This window comes from Acinetobacter rudis, from assembly GCF_000829675.1.
In the GTDB taxonomy this organism is placed as follows: Bacteria; Pseudomonadota; Gammaproteobacteria; order Pseudomonadales; family Moraxellaceae; genus Acinetobacter; species Acinetobacter rudis.
Genome location: NZ_BBRX01000001.1, coordinates 138,966 through 155,564 on the forward strand (window position 1 = coordinate 138,966; position 16,599 = coordinate 155,564).

Sequence of the window (16,599 nt, forward strand, 5' to 3'; positions counted from 1 at the left end):
TTCGGGGATTTTCACAATGACGATGGCTGACGACGAACAGCAAAAAGACCCTCAAATTCAACAGCCGATACAGAAAAAGAAACGTCTGTTGTTAAAAGGCCTATTATGGGGAACGCTCTTACTTATCGTTTGTTTGTTTGCAGCTATTGCTGTGATGGTATCGACGGATAAAGGAAGTCGTTTTTTATTGGATCGCGTACTGTCACAACAAAGTATGATCCAATATAAATATCAGAGCGGTAATATCGTTCAAGGGATTATTTTAAATGATCTCGTCATTCGTTTAAAAGATTTAGACATTAAAACTGATCGCGCTGATGTTGCGTTGGGATGGCGAGCTATATTTGCTAAAGAAATTCATTTACGTCGTGCCAATGTATCTAACTTACAAGTGATCAATCATGCTCCACCAAGTCATGAACCTTTTAAGTTCAATGATATTCGTCTGCCTTTTGTTTTACGTATTGATCAAGCCGATTTAGATCACTTATCAATTCAAAACTCTGGTACAGAGGTCGAGTTTAACGATATCCTTGCAAAGGATGTATTGTGGTCAGGCACAAAGTTAACCTTTGCTGATGCCCAGATGGATATGGGTTTCCTTGCTGTTAAAAATGCCTCAGGCATGATGGATTTTACGCAAGCAGGCAAATATCCAATTGCTGCTAGAGCACTTGTGACGATTCCTGCCTTAGAGAGCCTCAATATAAAGCAAATCTCAGTTAATGTGCAGGGATCTCTGGATCGTATTCGTGCTGGTTTTGCAACACAAACACCAGACCTTTTAAGTGGTTGGGCAATTGCTCATCCAATGGATACTGACGTGCCATTACAAGGTCAACTGAGATTGCGTGATTATCATTGGCCAGTTGTACCTGAACAAAAACTGTTATCAAAAAATGGCCTTATTAAAATTTATGGTAATATCAAAGGTCTAAATATTGATGTTGATACCGATTTAAGCGGTGCGCAGATTCCTGAAGGTCAATATACTGGGACTTTATCTACTGATTTGGTTGAGAAGCTTAATATTCAACAGCTGAATGGCCAGTTAATGGGTGGTTCAGTTAATCTAAACGGAGTATTGGGCTGGAAAGATTTTGTGCACTGGGATGTTCGTGGTCGTTTAGATCGTATTAGCCCTAAAGATGAAATTATCCCACAAGTTGTGCGTGATTTCTTGCCACCAGCTTTGGATGCTGACCTAAGTAGTAAAGGTGAATTGAAAGACGGTCTACATCTTAATGCAAATGTCAATTTTGATCGTTATGAGTCTTGGGCATTACAGCTAAATCAAGCAGAAGAGAAGCCAGTTGCTCAAGGTAAAACACCTGTTGCACAGCCTTTATTGCTTAATGTGGGTTGGAGTAAAATTAACCGTGCCATGCCATATATTGGTTGGTTAAGCAGTGATAGTGGTCAAGCTGACTTACGTATCGATACTCAGCAACAAAATATTCAAGTCAATACCCGAGTGGCAACACATGAGAAAAGTAGCTTGCCAGCAGGGCAATACACTGCTCAACTTGCCATTAAAGATAATAATTTAACAGTACCAAGTTTTAGCTTAGATACAGGCAAAGGCAGTTTAAAAGGTAAAGCTTATGTAGAGTTGCCTACTGAAAAGCGTCAATTGAAATGGGATGCTTTACTCAACGCACAAAATTTCAATCCGCAAACAGTCGCAGCTGCTGCACCGATTCATTTATTGAATGGACATATACAAGCCAATGGGTATGCTCAGCCAAATGCGCAGATTATTCAGCTTGAAGCTATCGATTTAGTTGGTCAAATGGCCAATCAGGCTAAAATGGAAAGTGTGCGTTTAACTGGTAAAAGTAATATTGGTTTATTATTTAATGATGCCAAATCAGGTGGTGCATTTAAAAGTTTTGCAGTCAAATATGCAGGTTCACTCAATTCAACTCAAGTTCCAGTCGGTTCTGGTGCATTAAAAATTAACCTTTCAGGTACGCCTGAATTTATACGTATTGATCAATTTGAGCATAGTGGTATTGCAGGACAAGCTTCTGCAAAAGGTCAAGTACTGTTAAAAGAAGGCATTAGTTGGGATATTAATGCTTCGATGATGCGCTTCAAGCCGCATTATTTTGTGTCATCACTTCGCGGTGAAGTCTCTGGTCAAGTGAAATCACAAGGTCAGTGGTCTGATCGAATAAAACGCGTGAGTGTTGAGCAGTTAAATTTAGCCGGAATGATTAACAACAAACCGCTACGTGGTCAAGGTAATCTTGCGATGATACTCAATAGTAATCAAGCAGGTTTATTACCACAGCAGTTTGAAGCCAATAACTTGTTTTTATCTTATGCGGGCAATCAATTGCAAGCATCTGGTAATGCACAAAACTTACGTTTAAAAATTGATGCACCAGCATTAATGGAGCTATATAACGGCTTACGTGGTCGCGCTTATGGTTATATTAATTTGCAAGCAAAACCGCGTTTAAGTGCAACTGCAAATATGGTCGTGGACAACTTCGGTTTTGAAGGTTTGAGTATTAAGAAACTCAGTTTAAAGGGTGAGTTACCTACTTCTGAGACGGTTGCAAGTTCAATTCGTGCTGAAATGGATACGTTAAGGTCTGGTGGCCGTGAAATTCAACATGGTGCAATTACTTTAACGGGTACACGCAAAGCCCATATGTTGCAAATTCAGGGTTGGAACTATTACTCCAAACTTTATGTACAGTTTGTTGGTGGTTTTAACGCGCAAAATGATTGGTTAGGACAAGTGCAAAAAGGTGAGTTTGACTCAGTACGTGCTCACTTAAAACAAACAGCCAATGCACCGATTATTTTCAGTGCATCGAAGTCAGAGCTTTTTGTAGGCCAACATTGTTGGACCAGCAAAGATAGTCAACTGTGTTTCGACCAGCCTATACGAGCAAGTAAAGCTAAGGGTAATATTTCATTTGCAGTAAATAATCTAGATTTAAAAGATTTTGCTGCATTTATGCCTGAAGGCTTAGCGATGACAGGTAATCTTAATGGTTACGCTAAAGCGGGTTGGACTCAAGGTAAAGCTCCCGTCATTGATGCACGTTTGATTACTCGCAAAGGTGAGCTTGGTTTAGCTGCAGATGATCCTGATGATCCTGCATCGACGATGACTTATGATGAAGCCAGTATTGTTGCGAAAAGCATCCAAGATAAATTATTACTTCGTCTTGATTTAAAAGCACCAGATATTGGTACAGGTTTTGCGAGTGTATTGGTTAATCCTTATAGTGCAAACAAGACCATGCAAGGCGAGATCGCCTTCAATGAAGTTCAGCTAAGAGTTTTAAAACCTTTTATTGCTGATGTGCGTAAAATGGATGGTACATTATCATTTGCAGGTAAAATCGGTGGAACACTTACTCAGCCATTATTTGATGGTGGACTGCGCCTTAAAAATGGCGCTATTAGTATGATTTCCATACCGGTTAATTTAGATAATATCCAACTCTATTCATCGATTCACCAAAGTTCAGCAAATATCAATGGTGCATTTAATAGTGGTAGTGGTGTAGGTAAACTTACAGGCAACATTGACTGGAAAGATGATCCACGCATTACACTTAATTTGAGTGGTGATAAGCTTTTAATTAGTCAGGCTCCACTAGTACGAGCAGTAATAGATACTGAGATGAAGCTTGATGTATTGCCTGCGAGCAAACGAATTAGTGTCAATGGTACAGTTGCTGTGCCACGTGCTTTGATCTCAATGCCAGAATCAAGTGCTACAGTGGTTAACGTATCTCCAGATGTTCGTATTGTTAAACAGGGTCAAGACCCATTAGCGATATTTAAGTCAACTAAGCCATGGGATATTCGTGCTGATGTTGCTGTAAGTCTTGGTGATAAAGTTATTTTCCAAGGATTTGATAGCCGTATTCCTTTAATTGGACGTTTAAACTTGAGTCAACGCGGTCAACAAGTGGCTATGCGTGCCAATGGTGCGATCGGTGTTAGTCAACGAGTAACCATTGAAGCGTATGGACAAAAACTGGATCTAAACCGCGCAATTGCACGTTTTAATGGGCCATTATCTAATCCAACCCTTGATATTGAAACCAACAAAGTTGTCTCAGGAAGTAACGTTGGTGTCCGTGTAACGGGTACTGCAACCAGTCCAAACATTCAAATTTTTAATGATGCTGGTTTATCTGAACAAGAAGCATTAAATGCCTTAATTACAGGTCGTGTAAATGAAGGTTCAAGTGGATTAAATAATACTGAAGGATTTAAATCTGATGTAAACAATACCATTGCTGCAGCTGGGATTAGCTTAGGCTTAGGTGGTACACGTGCCTTTACCAATCAGATTGGCCGCACATTAGGTTTAAGTGGTTTGGCATTAGATGCACAAGGTACAGGTGATGATACTCAAGTGAGTGTAACAGGCTACATTACACCTGACTTATATATTCGTTATGGTGTAGGGGTATTTACACCGATTAATAAATTGACCTTGCGTTATCAAATGAATAAACGTTTATATTTAGAAGCCAGTGAGTCTGTAGAAAAAGCGATAGATATTTTCTACAACTGGAAATTCTAAAATAATGCTTATTTTATCTTAACTTGTTGATAATTTAAGGAAAAAATCTATAGGGGATTTTACTTTTGGTTTGTTTTTAGATTGGTGGGGCAGTTTATCTTAAGATAAACTGCCCTTGTCGTGTTTTGGCCAAGAGTGAAACTGCATAAATCTAATATTGATGCTGAGCCAAGAATGAAGGCTTAAACCATCTAAGTGATGTGTATAGAAAAGAATGAAATGAGTAATTCATATTCACAACTGCTGACTATTTTAGGATTAAGAGACGGATCCTAATCAAATATATAAAGTGACAGTATTTTTTAGCGCTAAATTTTTGGATGAATTTACAAATGAAGCTATAAAGCTTTGTAAAATTATGTAATTATAACCGTTCAATAAAATATAAGAGATTAATTAATATGAATAAAATATTATTTTTAGGACTTGTTTTTGTTGCGGGCTCGGTAAATGCAGCAGCTCCATGTCTTAGCTCTACCAGTACTTTGCCTAGTGTGGACTCAGTCTATAAATCTGGAAAATTCAGGATTTACTACAACTCTAATCCAGAAAATGAAAATTATTTATCAGATCGAACTGACCTAAATAACAATGGCATTCCTGATTATGTTGAAAACATGGCAATTCAAGCAAATGCAACTACAGAGGCTTTAACTTATTTAGGATTTACTCACCCCTTGGATAGCAATAGATATAGAGGAGTAGCTCAATATATTGATATTCATTTAATCAAGTTAAACGGAAATGGTGTTGCATTTGAAATGGCTCAAAATTTTATTAATAAGCCAATTAAAGAAGGAAAATGTTCATTAACACTACATATTCGTAATAATTTAGAAGGATTCCCTGGTAATTATTGGACTACAGGAACCCATGAGATTTTTCATCTTTATCAGTATGGGTATAACCAGTTTAAAGGAGGGTGGTATCTTGAGGGTATGACAAACCTTATGGAGCGTCTATTGAGACAAGGAACGCAAGGTGGTAATGGTTTAACACAACTACCATCAACTCAAGCTCAATTAGAGTCAGACGTCTATGCCGTTCCTTATAATCAATTGTGGCATCGATTAGCTGTGTTATCTGATAATACGAATGGACAATTAAATCTGCCATCTGAATTACTGAATAGAAAATATATTGATGGTTCAAAAGTATTTAAAGATGAGAGGTTAAAAGGTCATCTATTTATTAAGAAAATTCTTGAAAATATAGAGAAGAAGACAGATCAATTATCCGTAGTCAATGGATGGGATAAATATAATTGGGCCGAAGTTAATCAGACCATTTCTGAAAATAGATCATACATAATTAAGGTTGTTCAAGAGACAATGTACGATCTTGATATGGATAAAACTCAAGAAGAGAGAAATTTTTTAAATTTGAAATGATCATTTAAACCTTAAATAACATATTTATATGAGTAATTTTGTTTACATCCTAAAGTTAAGTATAAATAAGCTACTTTTTGACCTACTTCGAGTAGCATGTTTTGAAGCAAAACCATTTAAAATAGTGATTGTTACTTCAACGAAATAGCTGTTTGTAATACTCTGTTTTGTATTTGCTAGAAGTGGTTTTACGACTAAAAGTCGGAACTTTAAAAATTATATTACAGGCTATTCACTCAATATGCTTAAGCACAAATGAATAGTAGTAATATGTAGATAGCCTAATGGTATTGAAGTGACTCATTAATTGAGTAAGTGGCTAGAAAATATACAGCATATATCGTTGAGAACTTCAAGAGTAAGGATATGCTATAGAGAGCGGTGAGGGTGTAAAGCGACCATACTTAAATGGAATAAATTTTAAAATCGAAAGCTATATAATTCTTAAAAAAAATTAATGAATGAAATAGGGTTTACAGGCTTATACCAAATAACTTTTAATGGCTGTATTGTCCAGCTACCGCGCATTTTAGCTTGTTAAAATATTTTAAGATGAACTTTAATCACTCACTCGCATTTGAATTATATACACGATGAAGCTACTTAGTTGAAATTAATTTAGACCTATTGTCTAGATCATGTCGATTAGATTATGTGTGCAAATTTATAAGATGTGTAATTTCAAGTTTATATATATTTTGATTATAGGTAAGATAAATACTCAAACTTTATAATCATAGAGATTTAAATGAAAAAACTACTATTAATTTCTTCATTTGTTGCAGTTGCTGCTTTGGTTGGATGTGGTTCAAAAGATAAGGCAGCCACTCCAGATACTGCTTCTGTAAGTGCAGCATCACATGTTGGAGCTCATGAAATAACAGAGTCAACTGTAAAGTATACAACAGAGGATAAAAAAGAATTTACTTTGACCACTAAAGATAACTTTGTTACTGCGACATTGGTTGATAATGATGGCAAAAGCTATGATCTTAAAGAAGCACCAGCTGGAAGTGGTATGCGTCTAGAAGGTGAAAATGGTGTATCTGTTCACACCAAAGGTGATGAGGGTGTTATTGAACTTGCAGCGGATAAATCATTTACAGTGAAAGAAGTAAAATAGATAATTGATCAATAAAAAACCTCCACAAGGAGGTTTTTTATTGGACTAGGCTAATTGATAGAAATAAACAGAACAATTTGCTTAACTTCATCAAATTTTTATAAATATTTAGTCTATAGCAATAAAATATAGTACTAAAGAAAATAGCTGGTATGAAATTAAATAAATCATTAATTTAATATGAAAGCTATTTATAGTATGAAAAACTAGTGATTAATATTATACAAAAAATATATTTTTAATATAGAGCTAATGCTGTTTCAAACCATGTTTAATGTAGGTTAAATTTTATTTTTATAAAGCTATTTTAGATAAAAATTATGAATTATTTCATGGAAAATTTAATCTAGAGTTTGGATGGACGTAGGTGAAAAAATTTTAAAAATTTATTGAAACTATACAGAAGGTTATAGTAAATTATGATGATATAATACTACGATAAAAAGCATGAATTATGTTCGTTCAAGTTTCATGTCTTTTATTTACATGTACATTTTATATTAGAATATATAACACCATAAAATGGAGACTCTATTTTTAAATATATACTGATTATGGAGCATAAGAAGAGTCTTAAATACACCTTATAGGCAATTTTTAGAGTAAAAATTAAGAATTTTAAAGGAGTAGCTTATAAAAAAATTGTGATTAGGTTCTTTTAAAATAGTTTGTATAAAGTAGAGTATTTAGTGTTCTCTATCTACTAAAGAGTATATATTAAGTAAGATTATTAGGTCTTAAGCTTTAATATAATAGACTCTTTGTTTTTTAACATCTAATTAGAGGCTAATTATGGGATTAGAAATCGGTAGTGTTGTAGTTTTTGTACTAGGCAGCCCAGAGATGGTTGTTTATTCTCTTTCCAAGAAAAAACTTAAATGTAAATGGTTCTGCACTAAGGGACGATTGCACACCTCTAATTTTTTAAGAAGTGAGTTAATTCCAACAGGGCAAAAATTCAAAATAGACAGATTGGGGATAAAAGCACATTAATTCATGCAATATTTATTTTAGCTAACTTATAAACTTTAATTAGGTATTAGACTTATGGATATTTGTATAGGTGGACCTTGGGATGCAGCCAAGGTGTTAAAAAATGAGATTTATGAAAGAAATTTTTTTAAAGTTAAAATTAAAGGTTCAAATACTGTTACTACATATAAAAAAAGATCTGCATCAATTGAGAGTGTTAGGTATACATTTTGGGTTTCTACAGATATTAGCGATGTTGAAGCAATAAAGCGTATTCAGCATTATCTAAGTCGGAGAAAGAAACTTTCTCTTTAATATGCTATTTATTTTCAATTATGATCATCCTCATGTGGTTTGCTTCAAATTGAATGTATTGTAATTTAATGAAATTAAATTATGACGTACATTCGCATGAGGATATACAATTTAACGTTAGTGTACTTTTACTAGGTCGGTGAATAGCGATGCATTGAATTGACGTATAGGATGACAGGCAGAGTTGTAAAATTAGATAGTAGGAAGTTAATTGATAACTTCCCAAATCATTTACATTGGAGTTGCTTAGACAAATATACTGAAGAATATAATAAAAAATGGAGCAAGTATTGTTAAGATGAAGCCACTAAAAATAGCGATTTGAACATCTAATTGTGAGCAATTATTCTTAATAAATGGGAGTGTTGAATCCATTGCTGTAGCTCCACAAATACCGATGACAGGATTAGGATAATTTTTTCCAATTAAATATAACAAGCCTATTGCATAGAACTCTCTAATCAGGTCAGTAAGAAGGGCAAAGGTTCCTTGTTCTGCACCTAATGTTTTTCCTATCAATGGGCCAGATAAAGAAAACCAGCCAAAACCACTGCCTAAAACGATAAGTTCTGAGAACGACCGATCTAAGATAAATGTTGTTAAATATGCTGCTATAAATAGTGAAACAATGGTAATTAGTGGAACTTTAAAATGGTTAATAGTCAAAGATTGAATTTTAATTGTGGAGAGATCAACACCAACTAAAAAAATAAGTATATAAAGAAGTATGCTACTTAGAATTTCACTATTCCAGCCACTTGGTAGTATCAGATATAAAATCATACCTATAACCACCATAGATATAGCGATAACACACTCTTTGATAGGTTTTAAAATTTCGGATATTGATTTTTTATGTGTACTTGTGTTTTTTACTTTCTTAAATAATAAAATAAAAGTTATTAGGGTTAAAATTGTAGAGTAAATAAATGATTCAATAATTATTGTAGTTCCTAGTTGTTTGTCAAAAAGGATACTACCAAATTGAAATCCTATAGAAATTAAAAGTAACCAAACTAAAATAGTGATATAGCTTACTAAGTTATCTCTGATATTTTGGTGAATTACGCGTCCTATTCCCCATCCTGCTATCAGAGATAGCAGAATAGGTAGTAAAGAAAATATAAGGTTATTTATCATATCTTTTGCTTCGTTAAAGAATAATCAATTAAAATCATCCAGCGCTCACCAGGAATATTGAATTGATCATTTTTAATTTTTTTAATCGGGGATACATAGTGGCACACGGATGAATCATGTACAGCAAAGCTATCAGAAATATTCTTCAATGTGAATTGGCTATATATATTGGCTGAATTTACATCTTCCAACCGTTTGTTTCTTTCACTTGGATGAGCTATATAATTTTCCCCACCTATAATATTGTTGCTTCGATAGAAGAGATGTGCAAATGTAAAAGGTTCACCATCTTGGTGAAAACAATCTGGTGAACTAATTCCTAAGCTTTGTTCACAGGTAGAGGTTAATTTAACAAAATGTATTCCCACATATATAGGTAGATAGTATTCATCTAATCCAAATGTCAAATTATAGTCTTCAATGATAATTTTATTTAAATAGTTTGATCTTTTAACTTGCTCACTCAGCGCATTAAAATATCGAATCGATCCATGCTCTGGATTATTATTGCCTTGATCATATCCTGATAATTCTGTACCTTCATTATTTTTTGTAGTAGGTAACCAAATTGGTTTTTTCTCTTTTTCCCATGGAAGTATCAAAGCATTTCCATAACGTCTGAAACGTTGAGTATTAGGTGGGGAAAATGGATCTTTTTCTAGTTTTCTAAACTCATTCGATATAATAAGTTTCGATTCAATATCTACTACCGAAGCTTTATAATTTATATAACCATGGGATTGAAAAAGTTTTTTTAACTTTGAACTATAAAAATCATGATTATTATCGAATATATTGATTCGGCTTAATTCTACTTCTTTACTTAAATTCTCAGTTAACATATCAAACCTTTTTGATGATGACTAAAGATTAGTTCAAATCATGCTAGTAAGTTGTGTAGTTTTTATTACATCTCACATTAAAAAAAGTTTAGAATCATATTCTTAAATTTAATAAATGGTAAAATTTGATAGATTACCTTGATTTAAGATACTACATATTCAGAGAAATTATTAGATTTGATCTACAAATAATTTTTAATGGATAGATATGCATAATATATTAAATATAAATTATCAGAAGAATATTGTTTTTATTTATTGATAAGAAGCATGCCTTCCTTACTAAAATAATTTCGACTTAAATTGGCTCGATTCATACTCCAACTTCTATTGGGTAAATAACAAGGCCCTATAGCTAATTTAGTAGCACCAAATCGCTTTTGTATCTCATCATATACAAGCATTAGATCTTGATTTTCATCAAGATGGCTATGATCAATCAGTAGATCGGGTATGTATGATTTTTTGCTAATTAAGTCATTAAATATTACTCCACACTTTTTAAATGAAATACCTTCTTTATAAACCATCTCTAATAGTTTAAAAGCAAAGTTCATTAGATCAATCAAACTATCTGTTGGTTCAGGCAGAGTCATACTCCTTGATTCGTTATAAAAAGCAACATCAACTTCAAATGGGCTGGATTGTATAAACACAATGATATTAGAACAAAGAGAGTCATCATCTCTTAAACGTTTGACACCATCTTGTACATATTTTCCAAGAGCTTCTTTGAGGTCACTCAATGCTGTGATTCTTTCACCAAAAGAACGGCTAGCAATAATTTGTTTTTTAGGTGTTGGTGCATTTTCAATCCCAATACATGATGTCCCTTGTAATTCCATAACAGTTCTAGCCATAACAATGGAAAAATATTTTTTAATCTGGTGTTGATCGGCACAAATTAAATCGAGTACAGAATATATTCCCATTGTATTTAGCTTTTTTGAGTGTTTGCGACCGATACCCCAAACTTCAGCAACATCAATATCTTGATAACAACTTTCGACGGCGCAGGGGTCCATAGAAAGCAAATTACAAACACCTTTCATATGACTGTTTTTCTTTGCTATATTGTTAGCAATTTTAGCCTCTGTCTTGGTTCGACCTATGCCGACACATACAGGTAAACCAATCCATTTCCAAATACGCGCACGTATCGACTGAGCATAATCGCTTAAATCATAAATTTCAGAATAGGAAGTAAGCTCTAGAAATGATTCATCTATGCTGTATATCTCATGATCTTCAGGAGCAACATATTCTGCAAGTATGCTGTGGAAGCGCATGGACATTTCCGCATATAAGGCATAGTTACTCGATAAAACTTGGACATCATGTTTTTGTACAATATCTTTAATTTTAAAAAAAGGAACAGCCATTTTAATACCTAGATCTTTGGCCTCCTGAGATCTGGCTACAGCGCAGCCATCGTTATTTGAAAGTACAATAACGGGTTGACCATTTAATTTAGGATTGAATACACGCTCGCAACTCACATAGCAGTTATTCACGTCTATAAGTGCAAATATTTTATTCTGCTGTTTCATCGGAAGTTCTTAATAACGCGTGTGACAACACCCCAGATAATAAGCTCTTGGCCATCATCAAAATGTAGGTCATCAAAATCTGGGTTTTCTGCTTTAAGCCAATGCTCAGTTTTTTCAATCATTAACCGTTTAACAGTAAAATCATTATCAACTAATGCTATAACCACATCACGGTGTTTGGCCTCAAGGCTTCGATCAACAATTAACTCATCATTGATGTCTAAGCCAGCATCAATCATTGAGAGTGAGTTTACACGGACAATGAAGGTAGCATTTATATTGCGAATGAGATGTTGATTTAAATCTAACTTTTTCTCTACATAATCTTGGGCTGGGGAAGGGAACCCTGCTTGAACTCGCTCAGAAGCTAAGGGGATTTCAATTTGAGTAACAGGATCTACTTGACGAATATTTGAAATCTCAGCATGTTTCTTTCTTTTATTTAGAAATGCTTTGATCTCTAAAATACTTGATTCAGGGACACGAATAGTTTTTGTTATTTCGTTATACTTAGATTTTCTACCAGCACCTTCACGCTTCCCACCATGTTTATTATTCATCTCTTTATATCTCGAATACGTCACGTATTCAAATTGTAGATTTATTAAGCATGATAATCAACAAAAAAATTATTCGCATGTGTTACAACTTTGGTGAGTGTCATTATTACCCAATTTCTAGGCCGGTTTACTGCTTTGGCTGTACAGGATATTGGGTGGGTATTCGCTTAAGGCGTATTTGGAACCTTGGGCCAAGTTGCATTAACTTATGCTTATGACAGAGCGAATCCTAGAGTCGTTAGAACTTTAGCTTATAGCCAAATTGTCTTCTCATTACTTTTGGGCTATTGGTTCTTCAGTGAAAGTATTTCGAGCAGTATGATTTTGCTATTGGGTTGATTATTGCCATCTGGGATGCATGTGTTATTCAAATGAATGAAGCGCTAAAACTCAATGTTGATCTGAGCTTGGTATTGTACAATCAACTTTGCCACTTGCTCTGCCCATAAGGTATAACCGATAGGACTTGGATGAAAACCATCATCAGCCATAAAATGTTTTTTAATCGGTAGCTGCATAGTGAGTACAGTGCTATTTTTTTGATTGGCATATTGTGCTTGTAATTGTCGATTCATTTGCTTAGCTGTTTTGCCTAGAAAATAACGCAGTGGAAAAGGTAGGGCTGGAAACTGATGCATGGCTGGTACAGCTGTATAAATAACATATTTTACTGCAAACTTTTCAATTAATAAGCGATGTATTCTTTCAATATTTTGCATCCAAGTTGTGACTGATATAGGTTTGGTTACATCATTTACTCCTATTGAAAGTACAGCAATATCGAATTCTTGTGGTTTTAACTGCTCAAGATGTTGGAGAAAAGCTGCTGATGTATAGCCCGATTTTGCCTCTAAACACCAATGGCATTGATAGTGAGGCTGAAGTAGACTCAAGATTTGTCCAGTAAGTGCTTGCTCCTGTTGTTCTGCTCCGACTCCAGCAGCAGCTGAATCACCACAGATTAATAAGCTTAAGCGTTGTCCCTGACCAGCCTGACCTTGCCGATCACCCTCAGCTTCATTTAAACGTGGTGTTTTATATTTAGTATACATGCCTTGCGCAATTAATAATGGGCTGCATAATATTTCAATCGGACTATTAAACATGTTTATCCCCTCAAACGAACTGGGTCAAGAGTAACCTAAAATGAGATCTATAATTGGGGTTTAGTAAAATAACTGGTTATTTTAGATAGGTAAATTATTTACGCCAAACAATGAATAAGGCGAAAACAAGGCAAGCCAATAGGGGATAGAGTACCCAAGGGTGAGGGATGTGGTAAATCATTAATACAGCAGCAACCGACATACTCACGGTAGATATATATTTGACCTTTTTGGGTAAACGACGATGTTGTTGCCACTCAATAAGTATTGGCCCTATATAACGGTTATTGACTAAAGCCAAATATAAGCGTTTAGAGCCACGTGCAGCAAAGAAAATAGCTAACATGACAAAATCGACTGTAGGTAAGCCAGGAATAAATAAGCCCAATACAGCAGTAAATAAACATAGCCAAGCCAAAGCTATACATAGCCATCGAATCCACCATGAACGAGCGAGTTTTACACCTGCTTCTAAGTGTAGTTGATTTAAATCAGTAGAAGGCTTATTGGAATCAGATTGCATATTTAGGTTCGTCTGCTTGAGATCTCAATCAAATTTGAGTTAAGTCGAACAAATAAATGTCAGTGGTTTTAAATCAACTGACATTTATTTAAACTTTAAATTATTTCAGTTGATTTAAGCCGATTAAGGCATTGCCAAAATAAGCAAAGGCATCAAGCGCACCTTGAACAACCTGATCTTGTTGTTCTTGGTTTAAATTAGCTTGATCTAAGGCTTGAACAAAGCGCTTCCACACAATAGCACGGCCTTCTGGGTAAGCGGCTAAGTTACGTGCTGCAAAATCAGCTGAATAACCTAAACGTTTTTGTGCTTGTTTAAATAAAAATGCTGCGCCTAAAGTTGAGCCTTCTGAAACATAAATCCAGCCTAAAGCTTGAGTAAGCGATGCATTTTTGCTTTGAAGATGGGTACCAGCAGGTTGAATATTAAGATCGGTTAAATCAAGTAATGCCTGTGTTGAACGACCACGAATTTCAAGGTCGGGGATTAGTGCTGCAACACCATCTAATTCAAATAAGTATTCGATTTCTTTTTGGAAGTAGTATTGTGATAGTGTGAATTGGCCATATACTTCTGAATTGGCAAACACATCAGCAGCATTCATCAATTGATGCATTCTTTCATGTTCACTTGCAGTTTCTGTTTTTAAGCGTAAGGCGAGACTAGTGATTTGTTCAGCATTAATAGCGTGCATAAGAGATCTTCCATAGAAATTGATTGAATCTATTAGGTATGCCGAATCAGACTCTTAAAACCCGCAACTTTTTTTTATTATTTTTAATTTTAATAAAATATTTACAACAAGTATCAAAATGAATGATAATCATTACTATTTAAACCACTTTTTAAATGGTTTCTCCCATGGATACTCCCGCCAACCTAGTTTCTCAACATCAGTTAATTGAAAGTATGTACCTAGATCATCATGTTTGGTTAAGGCAGTGGTTAAACCAGCGTGTTAGTCATCCGATAAATGCAGCAGATTTAGTACAAGATACCTTTATTAAACTTATGCAAAATAAACAGCAGCTGTTAGATATCAAAGAACCTCGTGCTTTTTTGCTGCATATTGCTAAACACATCATGATTGATAAACAACGGCGCTATCATTTGGAAAAAAGCTATTTATCTAGTTTAGAGCAACAGCTCGAACAATATGAATCACAGCTCAGTCAACAGGATATTTCAGATGCAATTGATTTACTGGATTTTTTGAGTGTAACTTTGGCTGATACCTCAATCTATGTGCGTCAAGCATTTGTGATGTATTACTTTGAAGGATATAGCCAAAGTGATATTGCTTTAAAAATTAATAAATCATTGCGCTCAGTACAAGGCTATTTAGCGCAGAGTTTATCGCTGTGTTATGCAAGTAAACAACGTCTTGACGATATCAACCATGTCTATTGAACTTGATAAAACTCAACTTGCTCTATGGGTGATGCGTTTAAGTACGGATGATGAAAAGGAACGTGCACAAGCTGAAGCAGAGTTTATTCAATGGAAACTACTTCATCTTGAGGAAGCCAAACAAGTAGAAGAAATGATGCATTTTTCTGAGCAAATGCAAAAATTATCTACTCGACATGTTATTCGTAAAGAAACATTAGAACATTCATTTTCCGCACATAAACAAGCAACATCTAAAGTAAAAAAAAATTGGGGCAAACTCTTTGGCTTAAGCGTACTTGGTATCAGTACATATATCGCAGCACAAGTTATTCCTTATCAGTATTATTGGGCAGATGTTAAAAGTGATATTGGTGAACAACAGCATTTACGTCTTGAAGATGGATCTTTACTTACCTTAGCTGCCGATACAGCAGTTAACTTTCATTTTGATCACAAGCAACGTGAAATCGAGTTGGTTCAGGGCAAGATAATGATTGAGGTTGCTAAAGATCCTCATCGACCTTTAGTGGTCAACACGCGGCAAGCTCATTTTACAGCCTTGGGTACACGCTTTATTGTAGAGCAGTTAGAAGAGCGATCTCGTCTAAGCTTGTTACACTCCAAAGTTTTAGCGAAGTCGGTAGAACAGCCTCAATTAGAAAAGATCGTGACTGCTGGCCAACAACTTGAAGTGAGTCAGGCAGGATTTTCAAATCTTGTACAGATTGATTCAGTCAGTGTGGAAAATGCGCTCCAACAAAACCAACTCATTGCACAAGATATGCCTTTAACCGAGCTACTTGAGCAATTAAAACGCTTTCATCGAGTACATTTTATATATAACACTAAACAATTGGCACATATAAAAGTCAATGCCGTAATTTCAGTAAAGCAAAGCCCGCGACAAAGTTTAGAGTTGATTGCAATGCAATATCCTAAATTGAGTATTCATTCACTAGGAGATCAACTCATTTTGATCGGTCTAGACTAAAATTCGATATTATGATCAATCACTACTCATATTGAGCGCTAGGGTTTTAAAAAATATTTTACTTTTTTGATTGCGGGTTTTTACTCAGCTCTACGGCATATAGTTAAACATCTTGAATTTGATTACCTTT

14 protein-coding genes are annotated in these 16,599 nt (G+C 34.8%); 7 read left to right on the top strand and 7 right to left on the bottom strand.

The window, feature by feature from the left end:
* The first annotated feature begins 22 nt into the window (after positions 1–22).
* The 5 genes from Aru01_RS00615 to Aru01_RS00635 all read left to right on the top strand — a co-directional run bounded on the left by Aru01_RS00615 (position 23) and on the right by Aru01_RS00635 (position 8,365).
* Positions 23–4,564, top strand: a complete 4,542-nt coding sequence (locus Aru01_RS00615; protein WP_040331271.1) for a translocation/assembly module TamB domain-containing protein — start codon at positions 23–25, stop codon at positions 4,562–4,564.
* 401 nt (positions 4,565–4,965) lie between these two features.
* Positions 4,966–5,955: a hypothetical protein gene (locus Aru01_RS00620; protein ID WP_016656153.1), complete on the top strand. Its 990-nt coding sequence runs from the start codon at positions 4,966–4,968 to the stop codon at positions 5,953–5,955.
* A 748-nt stretch (positions 5,956–6,703) separates the two neighbouring features.
* A complete protein-coding gene (locus Aru01_RS00625; protein ID WP_016656154.1) occupies positions 6,704–7,078 on the top strand; it encodes an MliC family protein in 375 nt (124 codons plus the stop codon).
* Between the two features lie 792 nt (positions 7,079–7,870).
* Positions 7,871–8,071, top strand: a complete 201-nt coding sequence (locus tag Aru01_RS00630) for a hypothetical protein (RefSeq protein ID WP_016656155.1) — start codon at positions 7,871–7,873, stop codon at positions 8,069–8,071.
* A gap of 54 nt (positions 8,072–8,125) precedes the next feature.
* The gene (locus tag Aru01_RS00635) at positions 8,126–8,365 is read left to right on the top strand and encodes a hypothetical protein (RefSeq protein ID WP_016656156.1); all 240 of its coding nucleotides are present in this window, start codon (positions 8,126–8,128) and stop codon (positions 8,363–8,365) included.
* Positions 8,366–8,611: 246 nt separating this feature from the next.
* On the opposite strand, the gene Aru01_RS00640 is transcribed toward Aru01_RS00635, so the two are convergent.
* From Aru01_RS00640 to Aru01_RS00670, 7 genes are all read right to left on the bottom strand, one after another.
* On the bottom strand, positions 8,612–9,505 hold the full coding sequence (locus Aru01_RS00640; protein ID WP_016656157.1) for a LysO family transporter: 894 nt from the start codon (positions 9,503–9,505) through the stop codon (positions 8,612–8,614).
* Positions 9,502–10,347 (bottom strand): 2OG-Fe dioxygenase family protein, encoded by an 846-nt coding sequence (locus tag Aru01_RS00645; protein ID WP_016656158.1) that lies wholly within the window; start codon positions 10,345–10,347, stop codon positions 9,502–9,504. The genes Aru01_RS00640 and Aru01_RS00645 overlap by 4 nt, the downstream gene beginning before the upstream one ends.
* A gap of 251 nt (positions 10,348–10,598) precedes the next feature.
* Complete coding sequence (locus tag Aru01_RS00650) at positions 10,599–11,897, bottom strand: Y-family DNA polymerase (RefSeq protein WP_016656159.1); 1,299 nt, start codon at positions 11,895–11,897, stop codon at positions 10,599–10,601.
* Positions 11,894–12,457, bottom strand: a complete 564-nt coding sequence (locus Aru01_RS00655) for a LexA family protein (protein ID WP_016656160.1) — start codon at positions 12,455–12,457, stop codon at positions 11,894–11,896. Before Aru01_RS00655 ends, Aru01_RS00650 begins: the two co-directional genes overlap by 4 nt.
* A 383-nt stretch (positions 12,458–12,840) precedes the next feature.
* Positions 12,841–13,563 carry an SGNH/GDSL hydrolase family protein gene (locus Aru01_RS00660; protein WP_016656161.1) on the bottom strand — a complete coding sequence of 241 codons (723 nt, stop codon included), beginning with the start codon at positions 13,561–13,563 and terminating at the stop codon, positions 12,841–12,843.
* A gap of 94 nt (positions 13,564–13,657) precedes the next feature.
* Entirely contained in the window at positions 13,658–14,086 is a 429-nt protein-coding gene (locus Aru01_RS00665; protein WP_016656162.1) for a YbaN family protein, read from the bottom strand.
* Between the two features lie 100 nt (positions 14,087–14,186).
* The gene (locus Aru01_RS00670) at positions 14,187–14,780 is read right to left on the bottom strand and encodes a biliverdin-producing heme oxygenase (protein ID WP_016656163.1); all 594 of its coding nucleotides are present in this window, start codon (positions 14,778–14,780) and stop codon (positions 14,187–14,189) included.
* Positions 14,781–14,947: 167 nt separating this feature from the next.
* Between Aru01_RS00670 and Aru01_RS00675 the strand changes: the two genes are divergently transcribed.
* Both Aru01_RS00675 and Aru01_RS00680 read left to right on the top strand, forming a co-directional pair.
* Positions 14,948–15,496, top strand: coding sequence for a sigma-70 family RNA polymerase sigma factor (locus Aru01_RS00675; RefSeq protein WP_016656164.1), 549 nt, complete (start codon positions 14,948–14,950; stop codon positions 15,494–15,496).
* Positions 15,486–16,469, top strand: a complete 984-nt coding sequence (locus Aru01_RS00680) for a FecR family protein (RefSeq protein ID WP_016656165.1) — start codon at positions 15,486–15,488, stop codon at positions 16,467–16,469. Before Aru01_RS00675 ends, Aru01_RS00680 begins: the two co-directional genes overlap by 11 nt.
* The last annotated feature ends 130 nt before the right edge of the window (positions 16,470–16,599 follow it).

What these genes read in the sequence shown, in the direction of transcription:
- Aru01_RS00630 (WP_016656155.1), top strand. Translation starts at nt 7,871, where the DNA reads ATGGGATTAGAAATCGGTAGTGTTGTAGTTTTTGTACTAGGCAGCCCA.
- Aru01_RS00675 (WP_016656164.1), top strand. Translation starts at nt 14,948, where the DNA reads ATGGATACTCCCGCCAACCTAGTTTCTCAACATCAGTTAATTGAAAGT.
- Aru01_RS00640 (WP_016656157.1), bottom strand. Translation starts at nt 9,505, where the DNA reads ATGATAAATAACCTTATATTTTCTTTACTACCTATTCTGCTATCTCTG.
- Aru01_RS00665 (WP_016656162.1), bottom strand. Translation starts at nt 14,086, where the DNA reads ATGCAATCTGATTCCAATAAGCCTTCTACTGATTTAAATCAACTACAC.
- Aru01_RS00680 (WP_016656165.1), top strand. Translation starts at nt 15,486, where the DNA reads ATGTCTATTGAACTTGATAAAACTCAACTTGCTCTATGGGTGATGCGT.
- Aru01_RS00620 (WP_016656153.1), top strand. Translation starts at nt 4,966, where the DNA reads ATGAATAAAATATTATTTTTAGGACTTGTTTTTGTTGCGGGCTCGGTA.
- Aru01_RS00635 (WP_016656156.1), top strand. Translation starts at nt 8,126, where the DNA reads ATGGATATTTGTATAGGTGGACCTTGGGATGCAGCCAAGGTGTTAAAA.
- Aru01_RS00650 (WP_016656159.1), bottom strand. Translation starts at nt 11,897, where the DNA reads ATGAAACAGCAGAATAAAATATTTGCACTTATAGACGTGAATAACTGC.
- Aru01_RS00615 (WP_040331271.1), top strand. Translation starts at nt 23, where the DNA reads ATGGCTGACGACGAACAGCAAAAAGACCCTCAAATTCAACAGCCGATA.
- Aru01_RS00655 (WP_016656160.1), bottom strand. Translation starts at nt 12,457, where the DNA reads ATGAATAATAAACATGGTGGGAAGCGTGAAGGTGCTGGTAGAAAATCT.
- Aru01_RS00670 (WP_016656163.1), bottom strand. Translation starts at nt 14,780, where the DNA reads ATGCACGCTATTAATGCTGAACAAATCACTAGTCTCGCCTTACGCTTA.
- Aru01_RS00645 (WP_016656158.1), bottom strand. Translation starts at nt 10,347, where the DNA reads ATGTTAACTGAGAATTTAAGTAAAGAAGTAGAATTAAGCCGAATCAAT.
- Aru01_RS00660 (WP_016656161.1), bottom strand. Translation starts at nt 13,563, where the DNA reads ATGTTTAATAGTCCGATTGAAATATTATGCAGCCCATTATTAATTGCG.
- Aru01_RS00625 (WP_016656154.1), top strand. Translation starts at nt 6,704, where the DNA reads ATGAAAAAACTACTATTAATTTCTTCATTTGTTGCAGTTGCTGCTTTG.